This is a genomic window from Streptomyces tsukubensis, from assembly GCF_003932715.1.
GTDB lineage: Bacteria > Actinomycetota > Actinomycetes > Streptomycetales > Streptomycetaceae > Streptomyces > Streptomyces tsukubensis.
Window position 1 is genome coordinate 3,463,182 of sequence record NZ_CP020700.1, and the last position, 24,253, is coordinate 3,487,434.

At 73.6% G+C, this 24,253-nt stretch carries 20 protein-coding genes; 10 read left to right on the forward strand and 10 right to left on the reverse strand.

Features of this window, described 5'->3' with window-relative positions:
- Positions 1-32: 32 nt before the first annotated feature.
- Together B7R87_RS13680 and B7R87_RS13685 are read left to right on the forward strand one after the other, a co-directional pair.
- On the forward strand, positions 33-959 hold the full coding sequence (locus tag B7R87_RS13680) for a 1-phosphofructokinase family hexose kinase (protein WP_130585116.1): 927 nt from the start codon (positions 33-35) through the stop codon (positions 957-959).
- Positions 960-980: 21 nt separating this feature from the next.
- Positions 981-1,835, forward strand: a complete 855-nt coding sequence (locus B7R87_RS13685) for a class II fructose-bisphosphate aldolase (protein WP_006348491.1) — start codon at positions 981-983, stop codon at positions 1,833-1,835.
- Between the two features lie 266 nt (positions 1,836-2,101).
- Here B7R87_RS13685 and B7R87_RS13690 read toward each other — a convergent pair.
- The 3 genes from B7R87_RS13690 to cdgB all read right to left on the reverse strand — a co-directional run bounded on the left by B7R87_RS13690 (position 2,102) and on the right by cdgB (position 6,003).
- A protein-coding gene (locus B7R87_RS13690; protein WP_198965074.1) for an IS5 family transposase occupies positions 2,102-2,910 on the reverse strand; the annotation gives its coding sequence in 2 pieces (ribosomal slippage) (positions 2,102-2,560 and positions 2,563-2,910; 807 coding nt in all).
- Positions 2,911-2,988: 78 nt separating this feature from the next.
- The gene (locus tag B7R87_RS13695; RefSeq protein ID WP_006348490.1) at positions 2,989-4,026 is read right to left on the reverse strand and encodes a CBM35 domain-containing protein; all 1,038 of its coding nucleotides are present in this window, start codon (positions 4,024-4,026) and stop codon (positions 2,989-2,991) included.
- A gap of 285 nt (positions 4,027-4,311) precedes the next feature.
- Positions 4,312-6,003: a diguanylate cyclase CdgB gene (cdgB, locus tag B7R87_RS13700; protein WP_006348489.1), complete on the reverse strand. Its 1,692-nt coding sequence runs from the start codon at positions 6,001-6,003 to the stop codon at positions 4,312-4,314.
- Between the two features lie 795 nt (positions 6,004-6,798).
- Here cdgB and B7R87_RS13705 point away from each other — a divergent pair.
- A complete protein-coding gene (locus B7R87_RS13705) occupies positions 6,799-7,377 on the forward strand; it encodes a flavin reductase family protein (protein ID WP_202488804.1) in 579 nt (192 codons plus the stop codon).
- A gap of 118 nt (positions 7,378-7,495) precedes the next feature.
- On the opposite strand, the gene arfB is transcribed toward B7R87_RS13705, so the two are convergent.
- Positions 7,496-7,924 carry an alternative ribosome rescue aminoacyl-tRNA hydrolase ArfB gene (gene arfB, locus B7R87_RS13710; RefSeq protein ID WP_006348487.1) on the reverse strand — a complete coding sequence of 143 codons (429 nt, stop codon included), beginning with the start codon at positions 7,922-7,924 and terminating at the stop codon, positions 7,496-7,498.
- A 278-nt stretch (positions 7,925-8,202) separates the two neighbouring features.
- Between arfB and B7R87_RS13715 the strand changes: the two genes are divergently transcribed.
- The gene (locus B7R87_RS13715; protein ID WP_006348486.1) at positions 8,203-8,778 is read left to right on the forward strand and encodes a TerD family protein; all 576 of its coding nucleotides are present in this window, start codon (positions 8,203-8,205) and stop codon (positions 8,776-8,778) included.
- Positions 8,779-8,922: 144 nt separating this feature from the next.
- Here B7R87_RS13715 and B7R87_RS13720 read toward each other — a convergent pair whose 3' ends face one another.
- The 3 genes from B7R87_RS13720 to B7R87_RS13730 form a co-directional block, all read right to left on the reverse strand.
- Positions 8,923-10,335: a M1 family metallopeptidase gene (locus tag B7R87_RS13720; protein WP_040915843.1), complete on the reverse strand. Its 1,413-nt coding sequence runs from the start codon at positions 10,333-10,335 to the stop codon at positions 8,923-8,925.
- A 139-nt stretch (positions 10,336-10,474) separates the two neighbouring features.
- Entirely contained in the window at positions 10,475-10,705 is a 231-nt protein-coding gene (locus B7R87_RS13725; protein ID WP_006348484.1) for a type II toxin-antitoxin system VapB family antitoxin, read from the reverse strand.
- 322 nt (positions 10,706-11,027) lie between these two features.
- Positions 11,028-11,585: a GlcG/HbpS family heme-binding protein gene (locus tag B7R87_RS13730; RefSeq protein WP_006348483.1), complete on the reverse strand. Its 558-nt coding sequence runs from the start codon at positions 11,583-11,585 to the stop codon at positions 11,028-11,030.
- Positions 11,586-11,824: 239 nt separating this feature from the next.
- On the opposite strand from B7R87_RS13730, the gene B7R87_RS13735 reads away from it, so the two are divergent.
- Both B7R87_RS13735 and B7R87_RS13740 read left to right on the forward strand, forming a co-directional pair.
- Entirely contained in the window at positions 11,825-13,156 is a 1,332-nt protein-coding gene (locus B7R87_RS13735) for a sensor histidine kinase (protein ID WP_130585377.1), read from the forward strand.
- Positions 13,153-13,788: a response regulator gene (locus B7R87_RS13740; protein ID WP_006348480.1), complete on the forward strand. Its 636-nt coding sequence runs from the start codon at positions 13,153-13,155 to the stop codon at positions 13,786-13,788. Before B7R87_RS13735 ends, B7R87_RS13740 begins: the two co-directional genes overlap by 4 nt.
- Positions 13,789-13,867: 79 nt before the next feature.
- Here the strand turns inward: B7R87_RS13740 and B7R87_RS13745 are convergent, their stop codons facing one another.
- A complete protein-coding gene (locus B7R87_RS13745; RefSeq protein WP_006348479.1) occupies positions 13,868-14,341 on the reverse strand; it encodes a carboxymuconolactone decarboxylase family protein in 474 nt (157 codons plus the stop codon).
- A 154-nt stretch (positions 14,342-14,495) separates the two neighbouring features.
- Here B7R87_RS13745 and B7R87_RS13750 point away from each other — a divergent pair, with 154 nt between their 5' ends.
- Together B7R87_RS13750 and B7R87_RS13755 are read left to right on the forward strand one after the other, a co-directional pair.
- The gene (locus B7R87_RS13750) at positions 14,496-14,900 is read left to right on the forward strand and encodes a RidA family protein (protein WP_040915840.1); all 405 of its coding nucleotides are present in this window, start codon (positions 14,496-14,498) and stop codon (positions 14,898-14,900) included.
- Positions 14,901-15,134: 234 nt separating this feature from the next.
- Entirely contained in the window at positions 15,135-15,743 is a 609-nt protein-coding gene (locus B7R87_RS13755; protein ID WP_006348477.1) for a GNAT family N-acetyltransferase, read from the forward strand.
- A gap of 79 nt (positions 15,744-15,822) precedes the next feature.
- Here B7R87_RS13755 and B7R87_RS13760 read toward each other — a convergent pair whose 3' ends face one another.
- Entirely contained in the window at positions 15,823-17,091 is a 1,269-nt protein-coding gene (locus tag B7R87_RS13760) for an alpha/beta hydrolase family protein (protein ID WP_006348476.1), read from the reverse strand.
- 343 nt (positions 17,092-17,434) lie between these two features.
- Between B7R87_RS13760 and B7R87_RS13765 the strand changes: the two genes are divergently transcribed.
- Positions 17,435-17,950, forward strand: a complete 516-nt coding sequence (locus B7R87_RS13765) for an SRPBCC family protein (protein ID WP_006348475.1) — start codon at positions 17,435-17,437, stop codon at positions 17,948-17,950.
- Between the two features lie 174 nt (positions 17,951-18,124).
- Here B7R87_RS13765 and B7R87_RS13770 read toward each other — a convergent pair whose 3' ends face one another.
- A complete protein-coding gene (locus B7R87_RS13770) occupies positions 18,125-19,693 on the reverse strand; it encodes a hypothetical protein (RefSeq protein WP_006348474.1) in 1,569 nt (522 codons plus the stop codon).
- 204 nt (positions 19,694-19,897) lie between these two features.
- Here B7R87_RS13770 and B7R87_RS34115 point away from each other — a divergent pair, with 204 nt between their 5' ends.
- Positions 19,898-24,244 carry an nSTAND1 domain-containing NTPase gene (locus B7R87_RS34115; RefSeq protein ID WP_269847455.1) on the forward strand — a complete coding sequence of 1,449 codons (4,347 nt, stop codon included), beginning with the start codon at positions 19,898-19,900 and terminating at the stop codon, positions 24,242-24,244.
- Positions 24,245-24,253: the final 9 nt, after the last annotated feature.

The following is a 24,253-nucleotide window of genomic DNA, read 5'->3' on the forward strand; positions in this document are numbered from 1 at the left end:
CGACCGAGGCCGAAGGGGCGGTGCCCGCCATGGTGATGCTGACCGTCACCCTCAACGCCGCCCTCGATGTGACCTACCGGGTCCCCGCCCTCGCCCCGCACACCACGCACCGCGTCTCCGACGTCCGCGAGCGCCCCGGCGGCAAGGGCGTCAACGTCGCCAGGGTGCTGGCCGCCCTCGGCCACGAGACCGTGGTCACCGGCTTCGCCGGAGGCCCGGCGGGAACGGTTCTGCGCGAGCTGCTCGCACCCCTCGCCCCGCACGACGCGCTGGTGCCCGTCGACGGCGCGACCCGGCGGACGGTCGCCGTCGTGGACGCCGCGAGCGGCAGCACCACCCAGTTCAACGAGCCCGGACCGGCCGTCTCGCCCGCCGAGTGGGCCCGTTTCCTCGATGCGTACGACGCCCTGCTCAGGGACGCCCGCGCGGTCGCCCTCTGCGGCAGTCTGCCGCCCGGTATCCATGTCGGCGCCTATGCCGAGCTGGTCCGCCGGGCCCGGGCCGCCGAGGTGCCCGTCCTGCTGGACAGCGACGGCGAACCCCTGCGGCGCGGTATCGCCGCCCGCCCCGATCTGGTCAAGCCCAATGCGGACGAGCTGGCCCGGCTGACCGGCGCCCGCGATCCGGTGCGCGCCGTGCTGGGCGCCCGGCGCCGCGGTGCCCGTGCGGTGGCCGCGTCCTTCGGCCCCGACGGGCTGCTCGCCGCCACGCCCGACGGCGTCTGGCAGGCCACGCCGCCCGCGCCGGTCCGCGGCAACCCGACCGGTGCCGGTGACTCCGCGGTCGCCGCGCTGCTGGCGGGGCTGGTCGAGGGGCTGCCGTGGCCGGAGACGCTGGCGCGGGCCGTGGCCCTGTCGGCGGCGACCGTGCTGGCTCCGGCCGCGGGCGAGTTCGACGCGGCCGCGTACGAGCGGCTCCTCCCCGACGTCTCCGTCACCGAACGCACGGAGCACAGCTAGCGCAGAAGCTCAGGGGGAACCATGCCGATCGTTCATACGCGGGAGCTCGTCGAGGCGGCCGTCGCGGCCGGGACCGGTGTCGCCGCGTTCAATGTGATCACGCTGGAGCATGCCGAGGCGGTCGCCGCGGGGGCGGAGCGCGCGGGGCGGCCCGCGATCCTCCAGATCTCCGAGAACGCCGTACGGTTCCACGGCGGCCTGCTCTCCCCCATCGCCGCCGCCACGGCGGCCGTCGCCCGTGCGTCCACGGCGCCGCTGGGGCTCCATCTGGACCATGTGGTGACGCCCGGGCTGCTGGAGGCGGCGCCCGGTGAGGGCTTCGGCTCCGTGATGTTCGACGCGTCGGTGCTGCCGTACGACGAGAACGTCGCCCTGACCGCCAAGATGACCGCCTACGGGCATCGGCACGGTATCTGGGTGGAGGCCGAGCTGGGCCGGGTCGGCGGCAAGGAGGGCGAGCCCGCGCTGGACGCCCATGCTCCGGGGGTACGGACCGATCCGGACGAGGCGACCGGCTATGTCGCGCAGACCGGGGTGGACGCGCTGGCGGTCGCGGTCGGCTCTTCGCATGCGATGACGGAGCGGACGGCGGCTCTGGACCACGGGCTGATCCGGCGGCTGCGGGAGGCGGTACCGGTGCCGCTGGTGCTGCACGGCTCCTCGGGGGTGCCGGATGCCGAGATCCGGGCCGCGATCGCCGCCGGGATGGTGAAGATCAACGTGGGGACGGCGCTGAACACCGCGTTCACGGCGGCGGTACGGGAGTCCTTGGCAGCCCGCCCGGACACGGTCGACCCCAGGAAGCACCTCGTCCCGGCTCGCGAGGCGATGGCCGGGACGGTGGCGGACTTCCTGGGGCTGCTGCCGGTGGTGTAAGCCGGGAGACAAAGGCCGCGCGTCGTGATCCGGCGCGCCAGCCGGGGCACTGGTTCACTGCTCACGAATTCCCCGGCCCGTGGGACCGGCAAGTGAGCCGGGCTCACCCCAGGGGCCCACTGGCCCACTGCTCACGACCCGCCCGCCCCCAGGACCCGGCGAGTGAGCCGAAGGGGCGCGCGGATTTCTGGAAGGAGAACGCGCGCAGGCCGCGAGGAACGAGCGGCCGAGCACGATCGACTGAAGAAATCTGCTAAGACGCCATTTCACTTGGTGAGTCTGCGATGACATATGAGGGTCGCGGCGATGGCAGTGAAGGCGAGGAAGTGTTCCGGCTTGCGCTCATAGCGGCGGTGGAGGCGTCGGCATCCGGACAGCCACGACACGGTCCGCTCCACGACCCAGCGATGACGGCCCAGGCGCCGGGATGACTCGACGCCCTTACGGGCAAGACGGTGCCGGATGCCTCGGGAGGCGAGCCATCGCCGCAGGTGGCGGTAGTCGTATCCCTTGTCGCCATGCAGCTTGCCGGGTCGGCGACGTCGCGGGCCGCGACGTGAGCGGATGGGCGGGATGCCGCAGACCAGCGGGATGAGGGCCTGGCTGTCGTGGAGGTTGGCGGCCGAGATGCCGACCGAAAGGGGCAGGCCCCGGCGGTCGACGATGAGGTGGATTTTCGATCCGTTCTTGCCACGGTCGGTCGGATTCGGTCCTGTCAGCCGCCCCCTTTGAGAGCCCGGACGCTGACGGAGTCGATCGCGCACCGCGACCAGTCCAGGTCGCCTCGGGAGCCGAGTTCGTCCAGGACCAGGCGGTGGAGCTTGGCCCACACCCTGGCCTCGGTCCACTCGGCGAACCGGCGGAAGGCCGTCACCCCTGACAGCCCGAAGCCCGGCGGGAGCTGGTTCCAGGTACAGCCCGAGGTGGCCACGAAGATGATCGCGGCCAGCACCTCACGATCCCCCCGACGACGATGCCCACCACCCTGCGGACGTTGCGGGGCCGGCGGCACCACCCGCTGGAACAACTCCCACAAGTCCTCAGGCGCCAACCGTTCGACAAGCGCAGCAGCCATCACCCCAGACTGCCGCAAGATCACGCCAACTGAAATGGCGTCTAAAGCGCCCCGGAGGCGAACCGAGCCCTCAAAAAATCAGCCTCGGCGGACCTCAAGCCAGTCGAGGGTCACATCGCACTGGTTTCCGGTCTCGCAGGAGATCTTGATTTCGTTCTGGCCCTTCTGGAGGTTCATCTGGGTCCAGGTGGTCTGCCAGTTGTTCTCCAGCGCCGGGTCCGTCGAGCCCCGGAAGTTGTGCAGCCGGATCGCGTTGGAGTTGGGCTTGCCGTTGATCGAGAGGGTGGCGTTGGCGTCCTTCATGGGGATCGTGTAGCGGATGTACAGCTTGTACGTGCCCGCTTCCTTGATGCCCGCCTTCCAGGTCACCGAGGCGCCGACCTGGTTGAAGTTGGTGACGTAGGCGCCGCCGGTGCCTTCCGCGCCCTTGATTCCGGTGCCGGATTCCGCCGCGCCGCCCAGCTTCAGGGTGACCGCGTCCTGTTTGGGCAGTTTGTCGGAGTCTTCGCCGTCCTCGCCCTCCTTGGGCTCGGTCGGCTTGTTGTCCGGGTCCTCCGCGGAGGGGCTGGGACCGGTGTTGTTGGTGTTCTGGCTGTCGGTCGTGTTGTTCTTCTTGTCGTTCTCGTTGGAGAGAACGGCGACGGTGATTCCGGCCACCACGACCGCGACCACGGCGAGGGCGCCGATCAGCAGGCCCTTGTTGTTGGGGCCGCGGCCCCGCCCTCGGCCGCCGCCCGAGGCGACGGTGTCGGGACCGCTGCCGGGGTGGCCGGGTGCTCCGCCGCCGGGGTAGGTCTCCGGTGCCGCGTACTGCGGGTTCGGCTGGGCGTAGGGCTGCTGCTGGTGCTGGGTGTACTGCTGCTGTCCGTAGCCGGGGTGCGGGGCGCCCTGGTGGTGACCGTACTGGCGCTCTCCGACCGCGCGCACCTGGTTGTACGACGTCCTCGGGACGCCCGGCTGTGCCGGTCCCGGGTAGCCGTAGCCTCCGCGCCCCTGGCCGCCGCCGGGCCGGGTCGCACCCGCGGCCTGCCCGTCCTCGTACAGGTAACCGAACGGGTCGTCGTCCTCGGGCGTGCTGCCGTTCGGCGCGCTACCGCCGTTGTTCGCGGCCGTCATCCCTGTCACTCCTCACCATGTCGCCGGCGGTACGCCGACGCGGGCGAGCCTACCCGGTTCGAATGAACCGATCCGTCGGTGTTGACCGTGATCGTACGGACCGGGGGGCGCCCGGCCGGGGCCCGCGTACCCGCTTCTCCCTCAGAGCGTACGGCTGTTGGATACCGGGTCAATGAGGGGTTGGGCACAGGAGTGATACAGACGCGGCGCAAGTGGCATACGGAGCGCGCCGGATGGTATGGGCCGTCCCCGAGGCCGTCCCCCGGGCCGCGGGTGTCCGCCGGGTCAGCCCGCACGCCGGTGCACCTTCGAACGGGACCGCTTCTCCACGTACATCCTCTCGTCGGCCGAGGTCAGCACCGCGTCCACGGTCATTCCGCAGCTCGCCCAGCCGATGCCGAAGCTGGCGCCGACCCGGACCGCGCGGCCGCCCGTCCGGATCGGCAGGATGATCGCGTTCCGCAGGCGGGCGGCGAGGTCGGCCGCGTCCGCGACGCCGAGCCCGTCCGCCAGGACCACGAACTCGTCTCCGCCGAGCCGGGCGACGGTGTCGCCCTCGCGGACCCCGGTCGTCAGCCGCCGGGCGACTTCGATCAGCACCTCGTCGCCCGCCTGGTGACCGAACCGGTCGTTGATCGACTTGAAACCGTCGAGATCGCAGAAGAGGACCGCGAGGCCCTTGGTGCCGTCGTCGTCGCTCTCGGGCGCCACGACGTGGACGTGGTGGTCGTAGGGGTTGCCCGAGTGGCCGAAGGAGTAGCCCTCGGAGTTGAAGATCGCCTCGGTGTCGGCCTCGTAGTCGTATTCGTACTCGTAGGAGCCGTCGAACTCGTAGTCGTACGGGCCGGGGCCGGTGCCCGGCGGGGGTCCGGCCGACGGGACCCGGACCGTCCCGGGCCGTTCGCAGAGCTTGGCGCTCAGCCGGGACCGCAGCTCGGCGCTGTTCGGCAGGCCGGTGAGGGCGTCGTGGGAGGCGCGGTGCGCGAGGGCCAGCTCATGGCGTTTGCGGTCCTCGATGTCCTCGACATGGGTGAGGAGGAAGCGCGGGCCGTCGGCGGTGTCGGCGACGACGGAGTTGCGGAGGGAGACCCAGACGTAGGTGCTGTCGCGGCGGCCGAGGCGTATCTCGGCCCGGCCGCCCTCGGCCGAGGTGCGCAGCAGGGTTCCGACGTCCTCGGGGTGGACGAGGTCGGCGAAGGAGTAGCGGCGCAGTACGGAAGCGGGGCGGCCGAGGAGGCGGCAGAGCGCGTCGTTGGTGCGCAGCAGCCTGCCGTGCTGGTCGCCGCCCATCTCGGCGATGGCCATACCGCTGGGCGCGTACTCGAAGGCCTGGCGGAAGGACTCCTCGCTGGAGCGGAGCGCCTGCTGCTCGCGCTCCAGCCGGACCAGCGCCCTTTGCATATTTGCTCGGAGCCGGGCGTTGCTGATCGCGATGGCCGCCTGGGAGGCGTACATCTGGAGGGCTTCCTGGCCCCAGGGACCGGGGCGGCGGCCGTTGCGGGGGCGGTCGACGGAGATCACACCGAGGAGTTCCCGGCCGCCGCCGGAGCCGTACATGGGCGCGTAGAGGCGGTCGCGGGGGTGCCATTCGTCCTCGAACCGGGGCTCGGGGCCCTCGGTGTGCCACTGGGGGACGTCGTCCTCGATGAGGACCCAGCCCTCGGTGTGCGGGATGAACCGCAGTTCGCCCCAGGCCTCGCCCATGGAGAGCCGGCGGTCCCAGGAGGCGCGGGGGCCGACCCGGCCGGTGATGAGGGCCTCGGCGGCCGCGCTGCCCGCGAAGGCGGCGACGACGAGATCGCCGTCGGAGCGGACGAGGTTGACGCAGGCGAGCTCGTAGCCGAGGCCGGTCACCACGCCGTCGGCCACGTTCTGGAGCGTGTCGGCGAGGCTGCCGGCTCCGTTGAGCTCGGCCACCACCTTGTGCAACTGCCGCAAGGTCGCAAGGCGGACGTAGGGCTCCGACTCGGTCTCCATGCTCGCTCTCCCCGAGACCTCGACAGCAGACTCCAGGTATCTCTTCGGCCTTCGTATAGCGGTGTGCGTACGGTCGTCCGCGCCCGGTCCTTGGCACGGTTTCCCGGCCACTGAATCACAGCGAGCTGTCCACTCGGTACACAGGGTCAACAAATACCGCCCTCTGTGACTCAAGTCACATTGTCGGTTGAGAGTATCCGGCTTGTGCGGGGATGTGCTTTTGGCTCTTACCAGCGTTTTCAGAACGCAAATCAGCCAACTGTGCGGAGGGTGAGAAGGGGGTACGGGAGCGTGCCCGAGGGCGCGGCGGGGGCGCGTGGACCACGGTCGTACCGGCGGTGCACCGCTGGTACAGAGGGGGTTCTGGGGGCGTTTGGAGGGGGTTCGGGGCCGGCCGGCGGGGCGGTCCGGCGGACGGGCCCGGAGCGGTCGGCGGGCAGCCGGGTGCGGTTGGGGAGCGGTCGGGAGCGTACGGTTTCCGGACGCCGGGGCGGTGGGCCGGGCGGACCGGCGACGGGCCGGGCGAGTGGTTCCGATCGGTCGGGGGAGGGTCCGCGGACGGCACTGCGGAGGGCGGCGGACGGTCTGCGGCGTCCGGGGACGGACTGGAGACGGACTGGAGACGGCCCGGGGACCCCTGATGGCGGTGTACGGATGGGGCCGGAGGGCCGCGCGGGTCTGCCGTGACCCCTGGTTCAGGCCGCTGAGCTGCGGCGGGACCTTGGTCCTAGGACCAAGGCAGCCCCCGGGGGCCGATGCGGGGCACCGGGGTGGCCGGTTAGCGTTCCGTGTGTGCTGCAGACAAACCCCGCGACTGCCGCGGCCTCCGCTTCCGGGCCCGTTCCCGCCCCCGGCATCCCGCATGCTGAGGGGGTGAGCAACGACGACTTCCGCGCCGCCATGGCCAAGCTGGCCGCGGGCGTGGTCCTGGTGACCGCGTTCGACGAGGACGCCGGGCCGCACGGCGAGGACGCCGGAATGACGGCCACCGCGTTCGTCTCGGTATCGCTGGACCCGCCGCTGGTGATGGTGAGCCTGCGCAACGGCTCCCGGATGGACGATCTGCTGGCCGAACAGCCGCTCTGGGCCGTCTCGGTCCTCTCCGAGAGCCAGCGGCACATCGCGGGCCGGTTCGCCATGAAGGGCCGGCTCAGCGACCGGCTGCTCTTCGAGGACATCCCGTACCGGCGGGGCACCGTCAGCGGCGCCCCGCTGGTCGGCGGCGCCCTGGCGACCCTGGAGTGCCGCACCGAGCAGCGCGTGCTCGCCGGGGACCACACGCTGGTGATCGGCCGGGTCCTGGAGGTCGGCGTGCCGAGCGCGGAGGGCGGCCCGCTGATGTACTTCCGGGGCCGCTACCGGCACCTGGGCTGACCCCGCCGGGTGCGGCGGCGGCACGGCCGGAGCCGTACCGGCCGGTCCCTTGCCGCCGGGTGCCGCGTCGGCCGGAGCCGTACCGTCAGGGCAGCTCGTGGTCCTGGCCGGACCGCACTCAGGACCAGTCCCGGCCCGTACGGCCGCGTTTGGTCTCGGCGCGCTGCTTCTTCTCCCGCAGCCGCCGCTCGTTGATACCGCGCGGAATGCGCGTCGCCCGGCGCGGCTTCGGCGGCGGGGCCGTCGCCTCCGCCAGCAGCGCGGCCAGCCGCACGGCCGCCGTCTCGCGGTTGCGCCACTGGGAACGGTGCTCGGACGCGCGGACGGAGATCACCCCGCCGACGAGCCGCCCCGCGAGCCGCTCCAGCGCCCGGTCCTTCCAGACCTGCGGCAGCGCGTCCGTGGCCGCCAGGTCGAAGCGCAGCTCCACCTGGGAGTCGCTGGTGTTGACGTGCTGGCCGCCCGGGCCCGACGATCTGGAGAAACGCCACATCAGCTCGGCCTCCGGCAGGGAGACCGAACCGCGGATGACATAGGGCCCGGACATGACCCCATGGTCTCCCGCGCACCGGGTCCCCGTCACCCCGGTTTCCCGCCCGCGCCCGGTCGCGTACCGCCGCTCCCACTGCTCCCACCGACTCCGCCGCTTCGGTCCCCGGGGCCCCGCGCCCCCGGAAACCCGGGCGGGCACGGAACCCGGCACCGGTCTCCCGGCGTTATGGGGGTTGGGGGTAGCTTCGGGCACGAGGCTCAGCCCAAGCGGCCCGGACCCGGCGGTCTGGGACCCGAGACTCGGCAACGACGCGAAACAAAGGGGATGTCCCAATGGCAGTAAGCCTGACCAAGGGCGGCAACGTCTCGCTCACCAAGGAGGCGCCGGGCCTGACCGCCGTCACCGTCGGCCTCGGCTGGGACGTCCGCACCACCACCGGCACGGACTTCGACCTCGACGCCTCCGCGATCGGGGTCAACGCGGCGGGCAAGGTCGCATCCGACGCCCACTTCGTCTTCTTCAACAACCGCTCGACGCCGGACCAGACCATCGTCCACACCGGCGACAACCGCACGGGTGAGGGCGGCGGGGACGACGAGCAGATCAACGTCAACCTCGCGGGCCTGCCCGCCGATGTCGACAAGATCGTCTTCCCGGTCTCCATCTACGACGCCGTCACCCGCACCCAGAACTTCGGCCAGGTGCGGAACGCCTACATCCGGATCATCAACCAGGCGGGTGGCGCCGAGATCGCCCGGTACGACCTCAGCGAGGACGCCGCCGTGGAGACCGCCATGGTCTTCGGCGAGCTGTACCGCAACGGCGCGGAGTGGAAGTTCCGTGCGGTGGGCCAGGGTTATGCCGCCGGTCTGGAGGGCATCGCCCGCGACTTCGGCGTCAACCTCTGATCCGAGCGGTGTCCGCCGGGGCCGGGCCCCGGTGAAACGTTTGGCCCCGGCAGTGGTTCCGGTCCTCGGACGGGAACGGCCGCCGGGGCCGTTCGCTGCCCGGGGCCGTTCACTGCCCGGGGCGGGGGGTGCACGGCGGGAGCCTCAGGGCCGGGCCGGGCGCTTCTTCCCGTACAGCCAGACGTCCCAGATCGCGTCCAGGTCCTTCCCCGTCACCGCCTCCGCATAGGCGGTGAAGTCGGCGGTCGAGGCGTTGCCGTGCCGGTACTTCTCCGGCCAGCCCCGCAGCAGCGCGAAGAACGCCCGGTCACCGGCCGCCTGCCGCACCTGGTGGAGCACCATCGCGCCCCGCCCGTACACCGGGGCGTCCGAGATCCGGGCCGGGCCGGGCGGATCGGCGGGCGGGAAGGCCCAGTTGTCGTCGGAGGCGAAGGCCTCGTCGAAGGCCCGCCCGGCGGGGACCTTCTCCCGGTCCTCCGCCCACAGCCACTCCGCGTAGGTCGCGAAGCCCTCGTTGAGCCACATGTCGCGCCAGGCGGCAGGGGAGACGGAGTTGCCGTACCACTGGTGGGCGAGTTCATGGACGACGGTGGGGACGTCGTACATCCCGGCCGGGACGACCGGGCGGCTCTGCGTCTCCAGGGCGTAGCCCGCGTCCCCGTCCCGTACCGCGATCGTCCCCGCGGAGGAGAAGGGGTACGGGCCGAAGCGGCCCGCCGCCCAGGCGAGGAACTCCGGGATCCGGTCGGTGACCGCGCGGGTCGGCCCCGCCACGGCCGGATCGGCGGCGGAGACGACGGGCAGTCCGTCGGGGGTGCGGGTGCGGATCAGCTCGTACGGCCCGATCGCGACGGTCGCCAGATAGGACGCCATCGGCTCGGCGGACCGCCAGACGAAGGTGGTCGCGCCGCGGGCGGTCGTGGTCTCCCGGACGAGTTCGCCGTTGGAGACAGCCTTCAGCCCCCGCGGGACGGTGATCGCGAGGTCGTAGCCGGCCTTGTCGGAGGGGTGGTGGTTGCCGGGGAACCAGGCGGCCGAGCCCGCGGGCTCCCCCAGCGCGAGCGCCCCGCCGCGGGCGGGCAGCCAGCCCTCTTCGGAGCCGTCGGCGTCGGTGACGGTGCGCGGGGTGCCGGAGTAGCGGACGGCGGTACGGAAGAGGGCACCCCGGCGGATGCCGTCGCGGGGCCGGATCGTCAGTTCGTCACCGCTCCGGTTCACGGCGGCGGCCGTCCTGCCGTCGACGGTCACCTCGTCGACGTCGAGCCCGTGCAGGTCGAGATTGAAGGCGCTCAGCTCCTGCCCGGCGCGGGCGAGGATCTCGGCGGTCCCGGAGAGCCGCCGGGCGGCGGGGTCGTAGTCGAGGGTGAGGGTGTAGTGCCGTACGTCGTAGCCGCCGTTGCCGAGCCGCGGAAAGAGGGCGTCCCCCAGCCCGGCGGCCCCGGGCCGCCCGGTCCCCTGCGGGGTGCCGGTGCAGGCGGTGAGGGCGAGCGCGCCCGTCACGGCACAGACCAGGGCGGACCGTCGGAGCGCGGACACGGGCCGGGGCAACCGGGGCATGGGCCGATCCTAGGTCGTGTCGTCGCGGGCCGGGCAGGACTTTCCGGTCGCAGCACCGGGGTCCGCGCACCTCACGGCCGAGCCACCGGCCGCGAGCCCGAGGTGTCAGGGCGCTCCCCTCGGCCGAGGGGCCGGGGGATCATCTGTTGCGCTTCTCCGACTCGTGCCGGCGTTCCGCGTGTTCGATCGCGCCCCATGTCCGCGCGCGCTCGAAGTGGCAGCCGCTGCGGTCCGCGCCTTCCCGTCGGCCGACATGGCTGATGTAGCTGACAAGGGCGAGCTGAACTGCTTCGCTCTCCGTCCTGACCTTCGACAGGGTCAGGGCACGGGCAAGAACCTCGGCGTCGATGTCGATGCGGATCACGGTCATGACGCCGACCCTAGGCCGTGTCGTCAAAATAGCGTCGTCCGCCCGTAGGGCGGGGCCTGCGGCGGTCGGTGCGTGCAATCGCAAGGCGGTGGGGCCCCCCGGCGAAGCCAGGGGGCGGTTTCCCTCGTACTGGACGTACTCGGGAAATCCCGACAACGCTGGGGGCACCTCCCGTGCCCGAAGGGCACAGGGGGAGAGTGTGCGTGCCGGGCGTCGCGGGCCAGGCGGGATTTTGACGACACGGCCTAGGGACCTGCGGCAGCAGCCATCCGGTCCCGCCCCCGGGGAAGGGCGGGACCGGATGACGGGCGGTTGGGGTGCGTCAGCGGCCCAGGGCTGCGATGCCCGCCTTTGCGAACTCCTCGTCCTGGGCGCCGGACGGGGCGCCCGCGACGCCGATGCCCGCAATGGGGGCGCCCTTGGCCTGGACCGGTGCGCCGCCGCCCAGGAAGAGGGTGCCGGGGATGTCCTTCAGGTTCGGGGTGCTCTCCAGCCGCTTGACCAGCTCGGAGGTCGGGGCGTTCCAGGAGACCGCGGTGAACGCCTTCTTCTCGGCCGACTCGTAGGACTGCGGGCCCGCGCCGTCGCCGCGGAGGGTGACGATCGTGTTGCCGTTGCGGTCCACAACGGCGACCGTGACCCGCTGCCCGGCGCGCTCGGCGGCGTCCAGCGACGCCTGCGCGGCCTTGGTCGCGGCGTCGATCGTCAGGTGCGTGGTCTGCTGAAGGTTGCGGTTGTGGGTGTCGGCCTTGACCGCGGCGCGGGATTCGGCGGCGGGGGCCGAGGCGCTCGCGGACACCGCGCCGAACGTCCCGGCGCTGACCGCGACGGCGGCGACGGTACCGGCGACGACACGGGCGCGGATCGACATCTTCTTCATGGTCGTAGCTCCTGGCTGCGGTGGGGTTCCTGCGGTTCCCGGGTCGGCTCGACCCGTCTGCATTCGATCCTGGTGCCGGTCACGGGCCGCGACCGTCGGCATACCGGCTCGTCACCGCGTGCATGATGGATGACGGGAGGGTCGGCCGATCGGCTGATGCGGGGCGTCCCCGCGCGGGTCACGATGCGGGGACAGGGACCGGTTCACCCCCGGCACGTACGTAAGGACGACCGAACAGCATGAAGCGCGACGCCGCCGCGGAACCGGCCCCGCCGACAGCGTCCGGGGCCGCCGGACCCGGGAACCGGGCCGATGCGGAGCGCGGCGCCCGCCGGGACGACCGGTGGCTCGACACCCTGATGAACGTCGCCTTCCTCACCCTGCTGTGCGGCGCGCTGCTCCGCTTCCTGATCAACCACCCCGACAGCCCGCGGCTGCCCTGGGTGATCGGGTTGAGCGCCGCGCTCGCCGTGCTCCAGCTCGCCGGGCCCCGGCTCACGCCCCGGCTGAGCCGTACCGGGCCGCGCCGGGCCGAGCTGCTGCGGTTCGGGCTGAGCGTCGGCTGCTGGGTGGTGGTGGTCCTGCTGGCGCCCAGTTTCGCCTGGTGCGCCGTCCCGCTGATCTACACCGGGCTGCGGGCCCTGCCCGAGCGCGGCGCGCTCGCGCTCGTCGCCGTACTGAGCACCCTCGTCGTCTACGCGGAGTGGCAGCTGCGCACCGGTATCGACCCCAATCTGTTCCTGCTGCCGCCGACGGTGGCCGCGCTGGCGACCGGGGTCTTCCTCTATATGCGCCGCCAGGCCGACCGGCTGCGGGCCCTGGTCGACGATCTGATCAGGACCCGGCGCGAGCTGGCCGCGACCGAGCGGCGCGAGGGCACCCTCGCGGAGCGCCAGCGGCTGTCGATGGAGATCCACGACACCCTCGCGCAGGGCCTGTCCAGCCAGCAGATGCTGCTGCAGGCGGCGGAGCGGACCTGGGACAGCGATCCGGCGACCGCGCGCGGCCATGTCCGTACCGCCGAGTCCATCGCCGAACGGAGTCTCGCCGAGGCCCGCCGCTTCGTCCACGATCTGGCCCCGGCGGACCTGGCGGAGGGCGGCGGTCTCGCGCAGGCCCTGCGGGCGCTCGCGGGGCGCGAATCCGACGGGGCGCTGCGGGTCCGGGTGCTGGTCGACGGGGCTCCGGCGGCGCCGCTGCCGGCCCGGGTCCAGTCGGAGCTGCTGCGGATCGCGCAGGGCGCGCTGGCGAACGTACGCGAGCATGCGGCGGCGTCCCTGGCCACGATCACCCTGACCCATCTGGGTGATCAGGTCCTTCTGGACGTCGCGGACGACGGCCGGGGCTTTCCGGCCGCGGAGCTGCCCGCCGCCACGCCCGGTCCTGCGCCCGCCGCCGGGTCCGGCCCCGTGCCCGTCACCGCCACGCCCGGTGCCCCGCCCGGGCACCGCGGCCACGGCATCGCCGCGATGCGGGCCCGGGCCGGCCGGCTCGGCGGGGTCCTGACCGTCGAGTCCACCCCCGGCGAAGGCACGGTCGTGTCCGCCGCGATCCCCCTGGAGCGGAAGTGACCCCTGTACGGATCCTGCTGTGCGACGACCACGCCGTGGTCCGCGCCGGACTGCTCGCCCTGCTCGGCAGCACTCCGGACATCGAAGTCGTCGGGGAGGCGGGCAGCGGCGAGGAGGCCGTCGCGATGGCGGCGAAACTGCTTCCGGACGTCGTCCTGATGGACCTCCAGCTCGGCGCGGGCATCGACGGTGTCGAGGCGACCCGGCGGATCGCGTCCGCGCCGTCGATGCCCGGGGTGCATGTCCTGGTGCTGACGACGTACGACACGGACGCGGACATCACCCGTGCCATCGAGGCGGGCGCGACGGGCTATCTGCTGAAGGCGGAGCGTCCGGAGGAGCTGTTCACCGCGATCCACTCGGCGGCCCGGGGCCGTACGACGCTCTCCGCACCGGTCGCCACCCGGGTCATGGACCAGCTGCGCGGCGCGGGCCGCCCCTCGCTGACGGACCGCGAGACGGACATCCTGGGCCAGCTGGCGCGGGGGCTCGGCAACCGGGACATCGCGCGGGCGCTGTTCATCAGCGAGGCGACGGTGAAAACCCATCTGGGCCGGATCTACGCGAAGCTGGGCGTCGACACCCGGGCGGGCGCGGTGGCGGTGGCGAAGGAGCGGCGGCTGCTGCCGTAGCGCGCGGGGCGCGGGCGGTACGGACCGGCTCGTGCTGTGACCGCCCCCGGGGCAGGTCGCCCCGCCCCGGGACCGGCCGTCAGCCGAACTGGCCGACCACGTAGCCGCCCGCGGGCTGCTGCGTCATCACCTGCATCCGGTTCGCCGCGTTGATCATCGCGATCAGGGTCACCAGACCGCTGAGCTGTTCCTCGTCGTAGTGCTTGGCGGCGTCCGCCCAGACCTCGTCCGGCACTCCGCCGGCCGCGTCGGCGATCCGGGTGCCCTGCTCGGCCAGTTCCAGGGCCGCGCGTTCGGCGTCGGTGTAGACCGTCGCCTCCCGCCAGACCGCGACCAGGTGGAGGCGCTGGGCCGTCTCCCCCTCCGCGGTCGCGTCCTTGGTGTGCATGTCGACGCAGAAGCCGCAGCCGTTGATCTGGCTGGCGCGGATCAGCACCAGTTCCTGCGTCGCACGCGGCAGGCCCGAGGCCGAGATCGTCTTCGAGATCGCGCCGAAGGTCTTCGACAGCTGGCGGGCGACCGGGCTTTCGGCCATGTTCACGCGGGGATTCATGGGTGGGTCCTCCGTCTTGGGTCCGGCGTTGTGCCCATAGGACGGCTGCCGCGCCTGCCGGTGTGACAGCTCCGGCCTGTGACGGCCGTCTCTCTCCCCCCGTTACCGGGCCGTACGGGTTTCGGCGCTGCCTCGCGCAGGGGATCTTGGACTGATGGGAACTCAACGGCAGGCAGTGTCTTCGGGCTCGCCCTTCGAAGCGGAGATCGGATTCTCGCGTGCGGTCCGCAAGGGCGACTACGTCGTGGTGGCCGGTACGGCTCCGATCGCGGCCGACGGGACGACGGCGGCCCCGGGCGACGTGTATGCGCAGACCGTGCGCTGTCTCGATATCGCCGAGGCCGCACTGGAGGCGGCGGGTGCGTCCACGGCCGATGTCGTACGGACGCGGATCATGCTCACGGATGTGACGCGCTGGCGGGAGGCCGCGCGGGCGCACGGGGAGCGGTTCTCGGAGATCCGCCCGGCGTGCACCTTCGTGGAGGTGTCGCGGTTCATCGAGCCGGACTGGCTGGTGGAGATCGAGGTCGACGCGGTCCTCGGCGGAGCCGGGGGCTGACCCGCCCCGGCGCTGCCCGCTCGGAGCCCGGGAACGGACTGCTGGGGCCGGGCTCCGGATGGACCGTTCGGGCCCGGAAAGCCGGAACGGACCACGCCGGGCCCGGCACTCACCGGTCTGCGACGGCGGTCCCCCACCGGCCGGAACCGCCCGCACCCCGGCCCGTCCCGCGCCCCAACTCCCCTATCTCCACCCCGCCCGAGCTGCGAAAAAAGCCGGATGCAGAATGCATCTATGGCAATCGAGCACATGCCGCAGTCGGCCACCGCCGACGACGCGGCGGCGATCAGTGTTTCCCTGGCCCGCGCCTTCGACACCGACCCGATGATGCGCTGGTTCTTCCCCGAGGACGCCTCCCGCGAGGAGACCCTCGGCCGCTACTTCAGCACGATCTTCACCCGCCAGTACGCCGTGAACGCCGTCTGCGAGCGGACCGCGGACGCCGCCGCCTTCTGGGTGCCGCCGGAGGCGCAGGACAAGGCGGTGCCGGACGGTGAGACCATCCGGCAGCTGACGGAGCTGCTCGGCGACCGCGCCGGGCTGTTCAAGGATGCCGTCGAGACGGCCGCGCAGCACACCCCGCAGGAGCCGCACTGGTATCTGGCGCTGATCGGCGCCGATCCGGCCGCCCAGGGCACCGGTCAGGGCGGCGCGCTGATGCGCTCGGGTCTGGCGAAGGCCGACGCGGCGGGTCTGCCCGTGTATCTGGAGTCGTCGAAGCCCGAGAACCTGCCCGTCTACGAGCACTTCGGCTTCTCCGTCCGCCATGAGCTGGAACTGCCGGGCGGCGGGCCGAAGCTGTGGGCGATGCGGCGCGAGCCGCAGGGCGCGTCCGGCGTCTGACCGTCGTGCGGACGGCCGTACCGGTGGGGGCGCCCCCACCGGTACGGCCTCACTCACCTCACGGCAGGCTCCTCGGCAACTACCTCAGGCCGAGCTGCCGTTCGAGCCACGGCGTGGTCTCCGCATCGGACTGTTCGAGCACGGTGAAATGATCCGCCGTCGGATACTCGCGGTAGATCACCTTCGAACCCGCCTTCTTCACGTCCGCGGCATAGGCGGCGGTGACGGGTGCCTGCACGATCTCGTCCTTGGCACCCTGAACGATCATGACCGGCCGGTCCAGCTTCACGACCGGGGTGTCCACATGCTCACGCATGGCGTTCATCAGGGCCGGTACGGTCTCGGGGCGCTGCTTCCAGAAGGTGCGGTCGTTCAGCCCCAACTGCACTATCTGCGCCACGATGGCGTCCGAGCACTCGTTGCGGGCCGTCGGGATCAGTTGGCGCGCCCGGTCGGAGTAGAGGTGCGTGAAGTCGAGGTCGGGGTCGATCGCCAGCAGGCCGTCCACCACCAGCGGGTAGAGGGACGTCCGGCTGATCCGCTCCTCCGAGGGGGAGTCCGAGCGGTCCCGCACCAGGCTCGACATCTTCGTCGGCGGCGCGGTGGCCAGGGCGCCGCGGAAGTCCAGTCCGGGTGCGTAGCGGGTGGCGTACACGGCCGTGTTGACCGCCGCGTGCCCGCCCTGGGAGTGGCCCATCACGGCCCAGGTCCGCGACAGGCCCACCTTGGCCTGCCGGGCGGCGTGCACGATGTCGATGGAGCCGTAGGCGGCGCTGCGGGCGTGGAGGTAGGGGTGCGGTCCCGGGGTGCCGAGGCCCTCGTAGTCGGTGGCCACGATCGCCACTCCGCGGTCCAGCCACCTCCGTATCTCCGGGTCGTTGACGAAGGTCGACGCCTCCGTGCGGCTGGGCGCGCACTGGTCCGCGTTGCCCACGGTCCCGTGGGAGAGGGAGATCGTCGGCCAGCCGCCCTTGGGCGGTTTCCCGGCCGGGGCGAACATCATCCCGGACACGGTCACCAGGCTGCCGTTCGCGCCGGTGGACGTGTACTCGATGACCTTCCCGGGCCCGCCGTGCGGCCGTGCCGAGGCCGGCAGGTCCACCGCTTTGGTGAGCCGGCCGCTGCCGGGCGCGGGGCGGACCGCGGTGTCGTGGCGCTCGGCCCCGGCGGAGGTGTTCCGCGGCTTGTCGCGGTCCGGTCCCGACGCGGCGGCCCTGTCCGTGTCCGTGTCCGTGTCCGTGAAGGCGGTGAGGGTCGCCGTGAGCGCGGTGACGGTCGCGGCGGTGACGGCGATGGCAGCAGCCCGGCGTGCAGTTCGGCGTTTGCGGACTGGTCGTGCTGTGGTCACAGGGGTCCCTTTCACAAGGAGACGTACGAGTTCCCCGGCAGACGTGCCGTCCACGGGCGTACGACCCGGTGCGGACGGCGGGCGCGGGGAGTGATCTTCGCGCGATGTACCGAAAGGTAACCGGCGGACGGGGTACGGCTGAAGGCACCCGGAGACCGATTCGGAGGCTACTTCCCGACGATGAGAAAACCGCTCTTCTCGTCCTTCGGGCGCACAACCGGAACCCCTGGATTCCCCTCCCCGCGCCCGCCCGCGCGGGGCCCGTCATCGCTTCAACTGCCCCCGGAGTAGCCTGCGTCGGGAGCGGGCCCGGTCCGCCCGGGCCCCGGGGAAGGGCGAGCGCATGGCGGTACGGAACGTCCACGAACGCCGGATCGCGGCACCGCCGGAGCTGATCGGCGCGCTTCTGGACGGTCTTGCTTCGGAGGACGACCCGCTGTGGCCCGTGGCGGACTGGCCGGGGATGCGGCTGGAGCCCGGGCTCGCGGTCGGTGCCGCAGGCGGGCACGGACCGGTCCGGTACACCGTCGTCGCCTACGAGCCGGGCCGTGAGGTGCGGTTCCGGTTCACCGGCCCTTCGGGCTTCGACGGCCACCACGAGTTCACCGTCCACCCGGCGGGCGACGGGACGACGCTGCTCCGCCATACCCTGCTGCTGGTCCCGCACGGACCGGCCCGTCTGACCTGGCCGCTGTTCTTCCGCCCGCTCCACGACGCCGTACTGGAGGACGCCCTCGACCGGGCCGAGCGGGCGGGTACGGGAACGGTCGCGCGGCCCGCCCGGTGGAGCCCGTACGTCCGGCTGCTGCGGACGGCGGCCCGCAAGGCCCGGCGACGCCCGGCCGAGCACGGCTCCTGACCGCCCGGGCGTACAGCTCCTGACCGGGCAGGCCTCCTGACCGGTCGGGCACGGCTCCCGACCGGCGGCGGAACGCACTGAGTGCGGGAGATGGTGCCCTGTGCGCCGGGGCCGCCCGTACCCCCGTATCGGGCGGACCCGGCGCACGCGCGGTCTCTCCGGGACCGCGGTCCTTCACGCCGCCAGCAGGCCGCCCAGCTCCGCGTCCGGGTCCTGGGCCAGGGTGCCGCCCATGTCCACCCACGACCCGTGCCAGGCATGGCCGTTCCGGGGGCCCGTCTGCCAGGTGTGGGTGGTGCGGCCCTCCGGGTCGCGGCCGAAGACCGAGAGGTCGCCGCCCGGTCCCAGGACCACCGACGGGTCGGCGCTGAGCCGGCCGCCGAGGGGGCTCCAGTCCGACCACGGGCCGCCGGTGCCGGTCTGCCAACGGTGGTGCAGGCCCCCGTCCGTACCCCGCGCGAACAACACCATCCCGCCGTCCCGCCCCACCAACACCACCGGACGCCCCACCACCGCGCCGCCCATATCCACCCACGACCCGTGCCACGCGTGGCCGTGCTCCGCACCCCGCTGCCACGTATGCGTCACCCGGCCACCCGGATCCCGCGCGAACACCGACAGCGCACCGTTCGGGCTCAGGACGGCAGCAGGGTCACCGGCCTGGCGGCCACCAAGGGGACCCCACCCCGACCACGGGCCCCCGGTGCCCGTCTGCCAACGGTGGTGCAGGCCCCCGTCCGTACCCCGCGCGAACAACACCATCCCGCCGTCCCGCCCCACCAACACCACCGGACGCCCCACCACCGCGCCCTCCAGGTCCACCCACGACCCGTGCCACGCGTGGCCGTGCTCCGGACCCCGCTGCCACGTATGCGTCACCCGGCCACCCGGATCCCGTGCGAACACCGACAGCGCACCGTTCGGACTCAGGACCACCGACGGGTCGCTCGCCAGCCTGCCGCCCATCGGCACCCAGTCCGCCGCCCAGGCGCCCGATTCCGACTGCCAGGTGTGCCAGAGCGCGCCGTCCGTACCGCGGACGAACGCCGCGAGCCTGCCGTACCGGCCGACCAGGACGTACGGCCTGCCGTACGCGCCCGGCCCCGGACGCCCCAGGCCCGTCCAGGCGAACCACGGGCCGCCGGGCGCGTTCTGCCACCGGTGGGCGACGGCCCCGGTGGGCTCGGTCGCGCAGACGACCATCCCCGAACCGTGGTCGACCACGGTCGGGACCCCGGCGCTGACGCGCGGCACCGGCCGCGCCCCGCCCCGCCGGGTCCACCACGTCGTCTCCCGGCGCGCCCCCGCCCAGCCGAAGCTGAAGTGGACGTGGTCGGTGTGGGGGTTGGGGCCGGTGTAGGCGGTCCAGCCGCGGTCCGCCCGATACGCCTCCCAGATGCGGCGGTTCCAGATGATGTACATGATCCCGAGGCGCCGGGCCAGCGCATGCGGGTTGCCGTGCCGGTCGGTGCCGAGCAGCAGGCCGATCATCTCGTCCGCGAGGTGTGCCTGCCCGTGCAGGCTCACTCCCCAGTCCCAGGCCCGGCCCTCCTTGTGCTCGCTGCGGCCGCCGCTGCCGCACTCGCGGCCGATGCCCATGTTGGTGGTGCCGGGGTACGCGGCGAGGACGAGGTCCTTGAACTCGGCAACGCCCGGCTTCGCCGCCGGGTCGCACCGGCCCTGCCCCTCGTAGGGCGCGTAGTCGTCGATCTCGGGACCGAAGTCCGGGGTGGTGGGTGGCACAGCGCCGCTCCTTCGTCTGGTGGTGTCGGTTGCCGTCCGGTGCGGATCCGCCGTTACGTCAAGGGGTCCGTCACTCCTTGGGGTTGGGCCCGGCCGCGCCCGCCCCGCCCGCCGCCTCCGTTCCGTAGCGTCACGGCACGGAGCACGGCGTCGCACCCAGGGTTTCGGCCCCGGGGGCGAGGGGTGAAGGAGGTGACTGTCGCCTTGTCCGAAGGCAACCGGGAAACAGCGGCCGACCTGCACGGACTGCCCGGGCAACAGCGCGCGGGGGACGAGTCCTTCGGGGAGCGGCTGCGGCGGCTGCGCACCGAGCGCGGTCTCTCCCTGGCGGATCTCGCCGGGCGCGCGCACTACAGCCGCGGCTACATCAGCAAGGTCGAGAACGGCCGGAAGCCCGCCACCTACGATTTCGCGCGCTGCTGCGACGAGGCGCTGGAGGCGGACGGACTGCTGCTCGCGCTCGCCCCGGGGGCCGGGGGGAAGGGGGCGCCGTCGCCCTGCCCGTATCCGGGGCTGGCCGCTTTCCGTACGGAGGAGGCGGCCTGGTTCTTCGGGCGGGAGCGGGTGACGGCCGAACTGGTGGCCCGGCTGGCGGAGAAGGCGCGGGAGGGCGGCGCCGGAACGGGAGCGGTGCACGCGCCGGCCCGGGGGACAACGCCCGTACCCGCGCCCGCACCCGCCCCGGGGACCGCACCCTTCGCGGAAGCCGCGCCCGCCCCGCAGACCGTGACCGGCACAGGGGCCCCGGCCCCGGGGACCGCGCCCGCCCCGCAACCCGGGCCCGGGCCCGGGCCCGTGATCGTCGTCGGGCCCTCCGGCGCCGGGAAGTCGTCCCTGCTCCACGCCGGGCTGCGGCCCGCCGTCGCCCGCGGCGCCCTGCCCGTACCGGGCTCGGCCGACTGGCCCGTCGCCGCCCTCACCCCCACCGCCCGCCCCCTGCACGCCCTCGCCCACGCCGTCGCCCGCGCGCTCCCGGCCGCTACCGGCGCCCGCCGACGGCCGCCGGCCGACCCCGATGCCGTACTGCGTGCACTGCACGACGGCACGTTCCCCGACGCCGTACGGAACACCGCGCCCGCCGGAATCCTCGTCGTCGCCGACCAGTTCGAGGAGGTCTTCACCCTCTGCCCCGACCCCGCCGAACGCCGCCGCTTCATCGCCGCACTCTGCGCACTGCCCCCTCCCGCCCTCGTCGTCCTCGGCGTCCGCGCCGACTTCTACGGCCGCTGCCTGGAACACCCCGAACTGGTCGACGCCCTGCGCCGGTCCCAGCTCCCGCTCGGCCCGATGAGCCCCGCCGAACTGCGCGCCGCCATCACCGGCCCCGCCGAACAGGCCTCCCTCACCCTCGAACCCGGGCTCGTCGACGTCCTGCTGTACGACGCCGGGGTCGACGACGCCGGCCCCGGGCCCGGCGGCGCCCACGCCCTGCCCCTGATGGCCCACGCCCTGCTCACCACCTGGCAGCAGCGCGAGGACGACCGGATGACGGTGGCCGCGTACCGCCGGACCGGCGGCATCCGCGGCGCCGTCGCTGCCAGCGCCGAGCGGGTGTACGAGGGCCTCGACGCGCCCGGCCGGGCGGCCGCCCGCCACCTGCTGCTCCGCCTGGTCCGGGTCGGGGACGCGGCGATGGAGCCGGGGACCGGCGGCGACGGCGGCCACCACGACACCCGCCGCCGCGTCGGCCACGACCGGCTGCGCCTCCTGCTGCCCGATCCGGACCGTGCGGAGGACGTCATCGCCGCCTTCGCCGGTGCCCGGCTGCTGTCGCTCGGCGCGGACGGGGTGGAGATCACGCACGAGGCGCTGCTGTACGCCTGGCCGCGGCTGCGGCAGTGGATCGACGCGGACCGGGCCGGACTGCGCGGCCGGCAGCGGCTGGTGGAGGCGGCGGACGCCTGGGAGAAGGCGGACCGGGATCCGGCGCTCCTCTACCGGGGCGCCCAGCTCGAACTGGCCCTGGACTGGCTGGACATCCGCCGCGGGGAGAGGGTGGAGAGTGAGGACCACGGGATGCACGGAACGCACAGGACGCACGGGACGCACAGGGTGCACAGGGCGGAAGGGGCACACGGGGGCCGCGGGAACCACCAGGGCCGCCAGGACCGCCAGGGCCGCGGGGAACAAGAGGATCTCCGGGAGAAGGGCCGGTCCGGAGCCCGGGACCGGAGCAACGACAGAAAGCAGAACCGGGACGGAGCCAACGGCGGAGCCCCCGGCGGGCAGCCTCCCGCCGCCACCCCCGAACGCCGCTTCCTCGACGCCTCCGTGGCGCACCAGCAGGCCGAGGCGGCGGCCGCCCGCCGCCGTACCCGACGGCTGCGCCGGCTGGTCTCCGCCCTCTCCGCACTCTCCCTCCTCACCGGCGCGGCCACCGCGTTCGCCCTGTTCCAGCGCTCGGCCGCGCTCGCCGAACGCGATGTGTCGGCGGCCCAGGTCGCGGTCGACCACGCGGAGCGGCTGCGCCAGGCGGACCCGTCCCAGGCGATGAAGCTCAGCCTGGCCGCGTACCGGCTGGTGCGGACCCCGGCCACCCGCGGCGCCCTGCTCGCCTCCTCCGGCAGCGTGTTCTCGACCCCCGCCGGGGGCCACCGCTGGTCCGTCAACCGGCTCGCGTTCACCGCCCGCCCCGGGCGGACCTCGGGCGACGAACTCCTCGTCAGCGCGGGCGACGAGGGCACGGTCCATACGACCGACGTCCGCGATCCGGCCCGCCCGCTCCGCACCGCCGTGATCACGGAGCCGCAGCCCGGTACCCGCTCCGCCGTCACCCCGGACGGACGGCTCCTCGCCACCGGCGGCGACGACGCCACCGTCCGGGTCCGCGATCTGCGGTCCGGGCACGCCCTCCTCCTCACCCTGCCGACCGGGACCCCGGTGACCGCCCTCGCCCTCAGCCCCGACGGCCGCGGACTGGCCGCGGGCGGCAAGGACGGATCCGTGCGGACCTGGCGGCTCGACGGCGCCCGTACCCGCCCGGCGGCCCGCGCGGACCGCGGCCACACGGCGCCCGTGACCGCGCTCGCCTACCGGCCGGACGGCGCCGTCCTCGCTTCCGCGAGCGACGACTGCACGGTTCGGCTGTGGCGTACGGCGCCCGGCGGCGGTGCGCCCCGCCCGGCCGCCGTACTCGAAGGCCATCGCGCCCAGGTCCGTACCGTCGCCTTCTCACCGGATGGAAAGCTGCTGGCCAGCGGCAGTTTCGACCGTACGGTACGCCTCACCCCGGTCGCCGATCCCGGCGATCCGAGCTGGGGCCGGGAGCTGACGGGGCACCAGGGTCTGGTCAACAGCGTGGCGTTCCGCGGTGACGGACGGCAGCTCGCGAGCGCCGCCGACGACCAGACGACCCGGCTGTGGGACGTGCCGTCGGGCCGGGCGGTGCTGACGCTGCCGCAGCCGAATCCGGTGCGCTCGGTGGCGTACGGAAACGGCGGACGGACCCTGGCGACCGGCGACGACGAGGGGCGCAGGCTGCTGTGGCATCTGCCGCCGCCGGTCCTCCTCGGGCCGCCGGGCGGGGCCCCCGCGGTCCACACCGTCCCCGGCGGGCGGCTGCTGGCGGCGACCGGCGGCGACGGATCCGTCCCGCTGTGGCGTACGGCCGCCGGGGGTCCCGGCGGCGAGACCCCGGTGGCCGTACTGCGCGGCCACACCGGCGCGGTCACCGGTCTGGACAGCGACGCATCGGGGCGGCTGCTGGCGACCGGCGGCGACGACGGGACGGTCTGCCTCTGGGATCTGCGGGATCCGCGCCGCCCGGCCCGGCTCGCCCGTATCGACCGGCACCGGAACATGGTGTACGCGGTGGCGCTCGGCGCGGACGGGCGGCTGCTGGTGACGGCGGGCGAGGACCGCCGGGCCCGGGTGTGGGACGTCTCCGATCCGCGCCGCCCGGTCCTTCTGTCGACGCTGACCCGCCACACGGACCGGATCAACGGGGTGGCGCTGGGCGGCCCCGGTGACCGGACCCTGGTCACCGCGGGCGGCGACTACCAGGCACGCGTCTGGGATCTGCGCGATCCGCGGCGGCCCGTGCTGCGGGCCACCCTGCCGCATCCGAACCAGGTCAACCGGGTCGCGCTGGCGCCCGGCGGCCGGTTCCTCGCGACGACCAACGACGACCGGCGGGTCCGCCTCTGGGACCTGGCCCGGATCGGCGGCGGGGCACCCGCCCCGGTGACCCGGCCCGTGGCGGTGCTCGTCGGGCACCGGGAGGCGGCGCGGGAAGTGGCGTTCTCACCGGACGGCGGCACGCTGGTGACCACCGGCGACGACCGGACCGCCCAGCTGTGGAGCCTGGCCGATATCCGGCGCCCGGTGGTGCTGACGGCCCTGCCGGGCCATACGGGACCGGTGACCGGTGCGGCGTTCAGCCCGGACGGCCGCACGCTGGTGACGGCGGGCACGGAGGGCACGGTCCGGTTCTGGAGCCATGACACGGCGGCCGTCGTACGCCGTATCTGCGCCCTGGACGGGCCGGGCTTCGACCGGGCGGAGTGGGCGGAACACTTCCCCGGCCAGCGATACCGGCGCTCCTGCCCCTGAGGCGCTGTG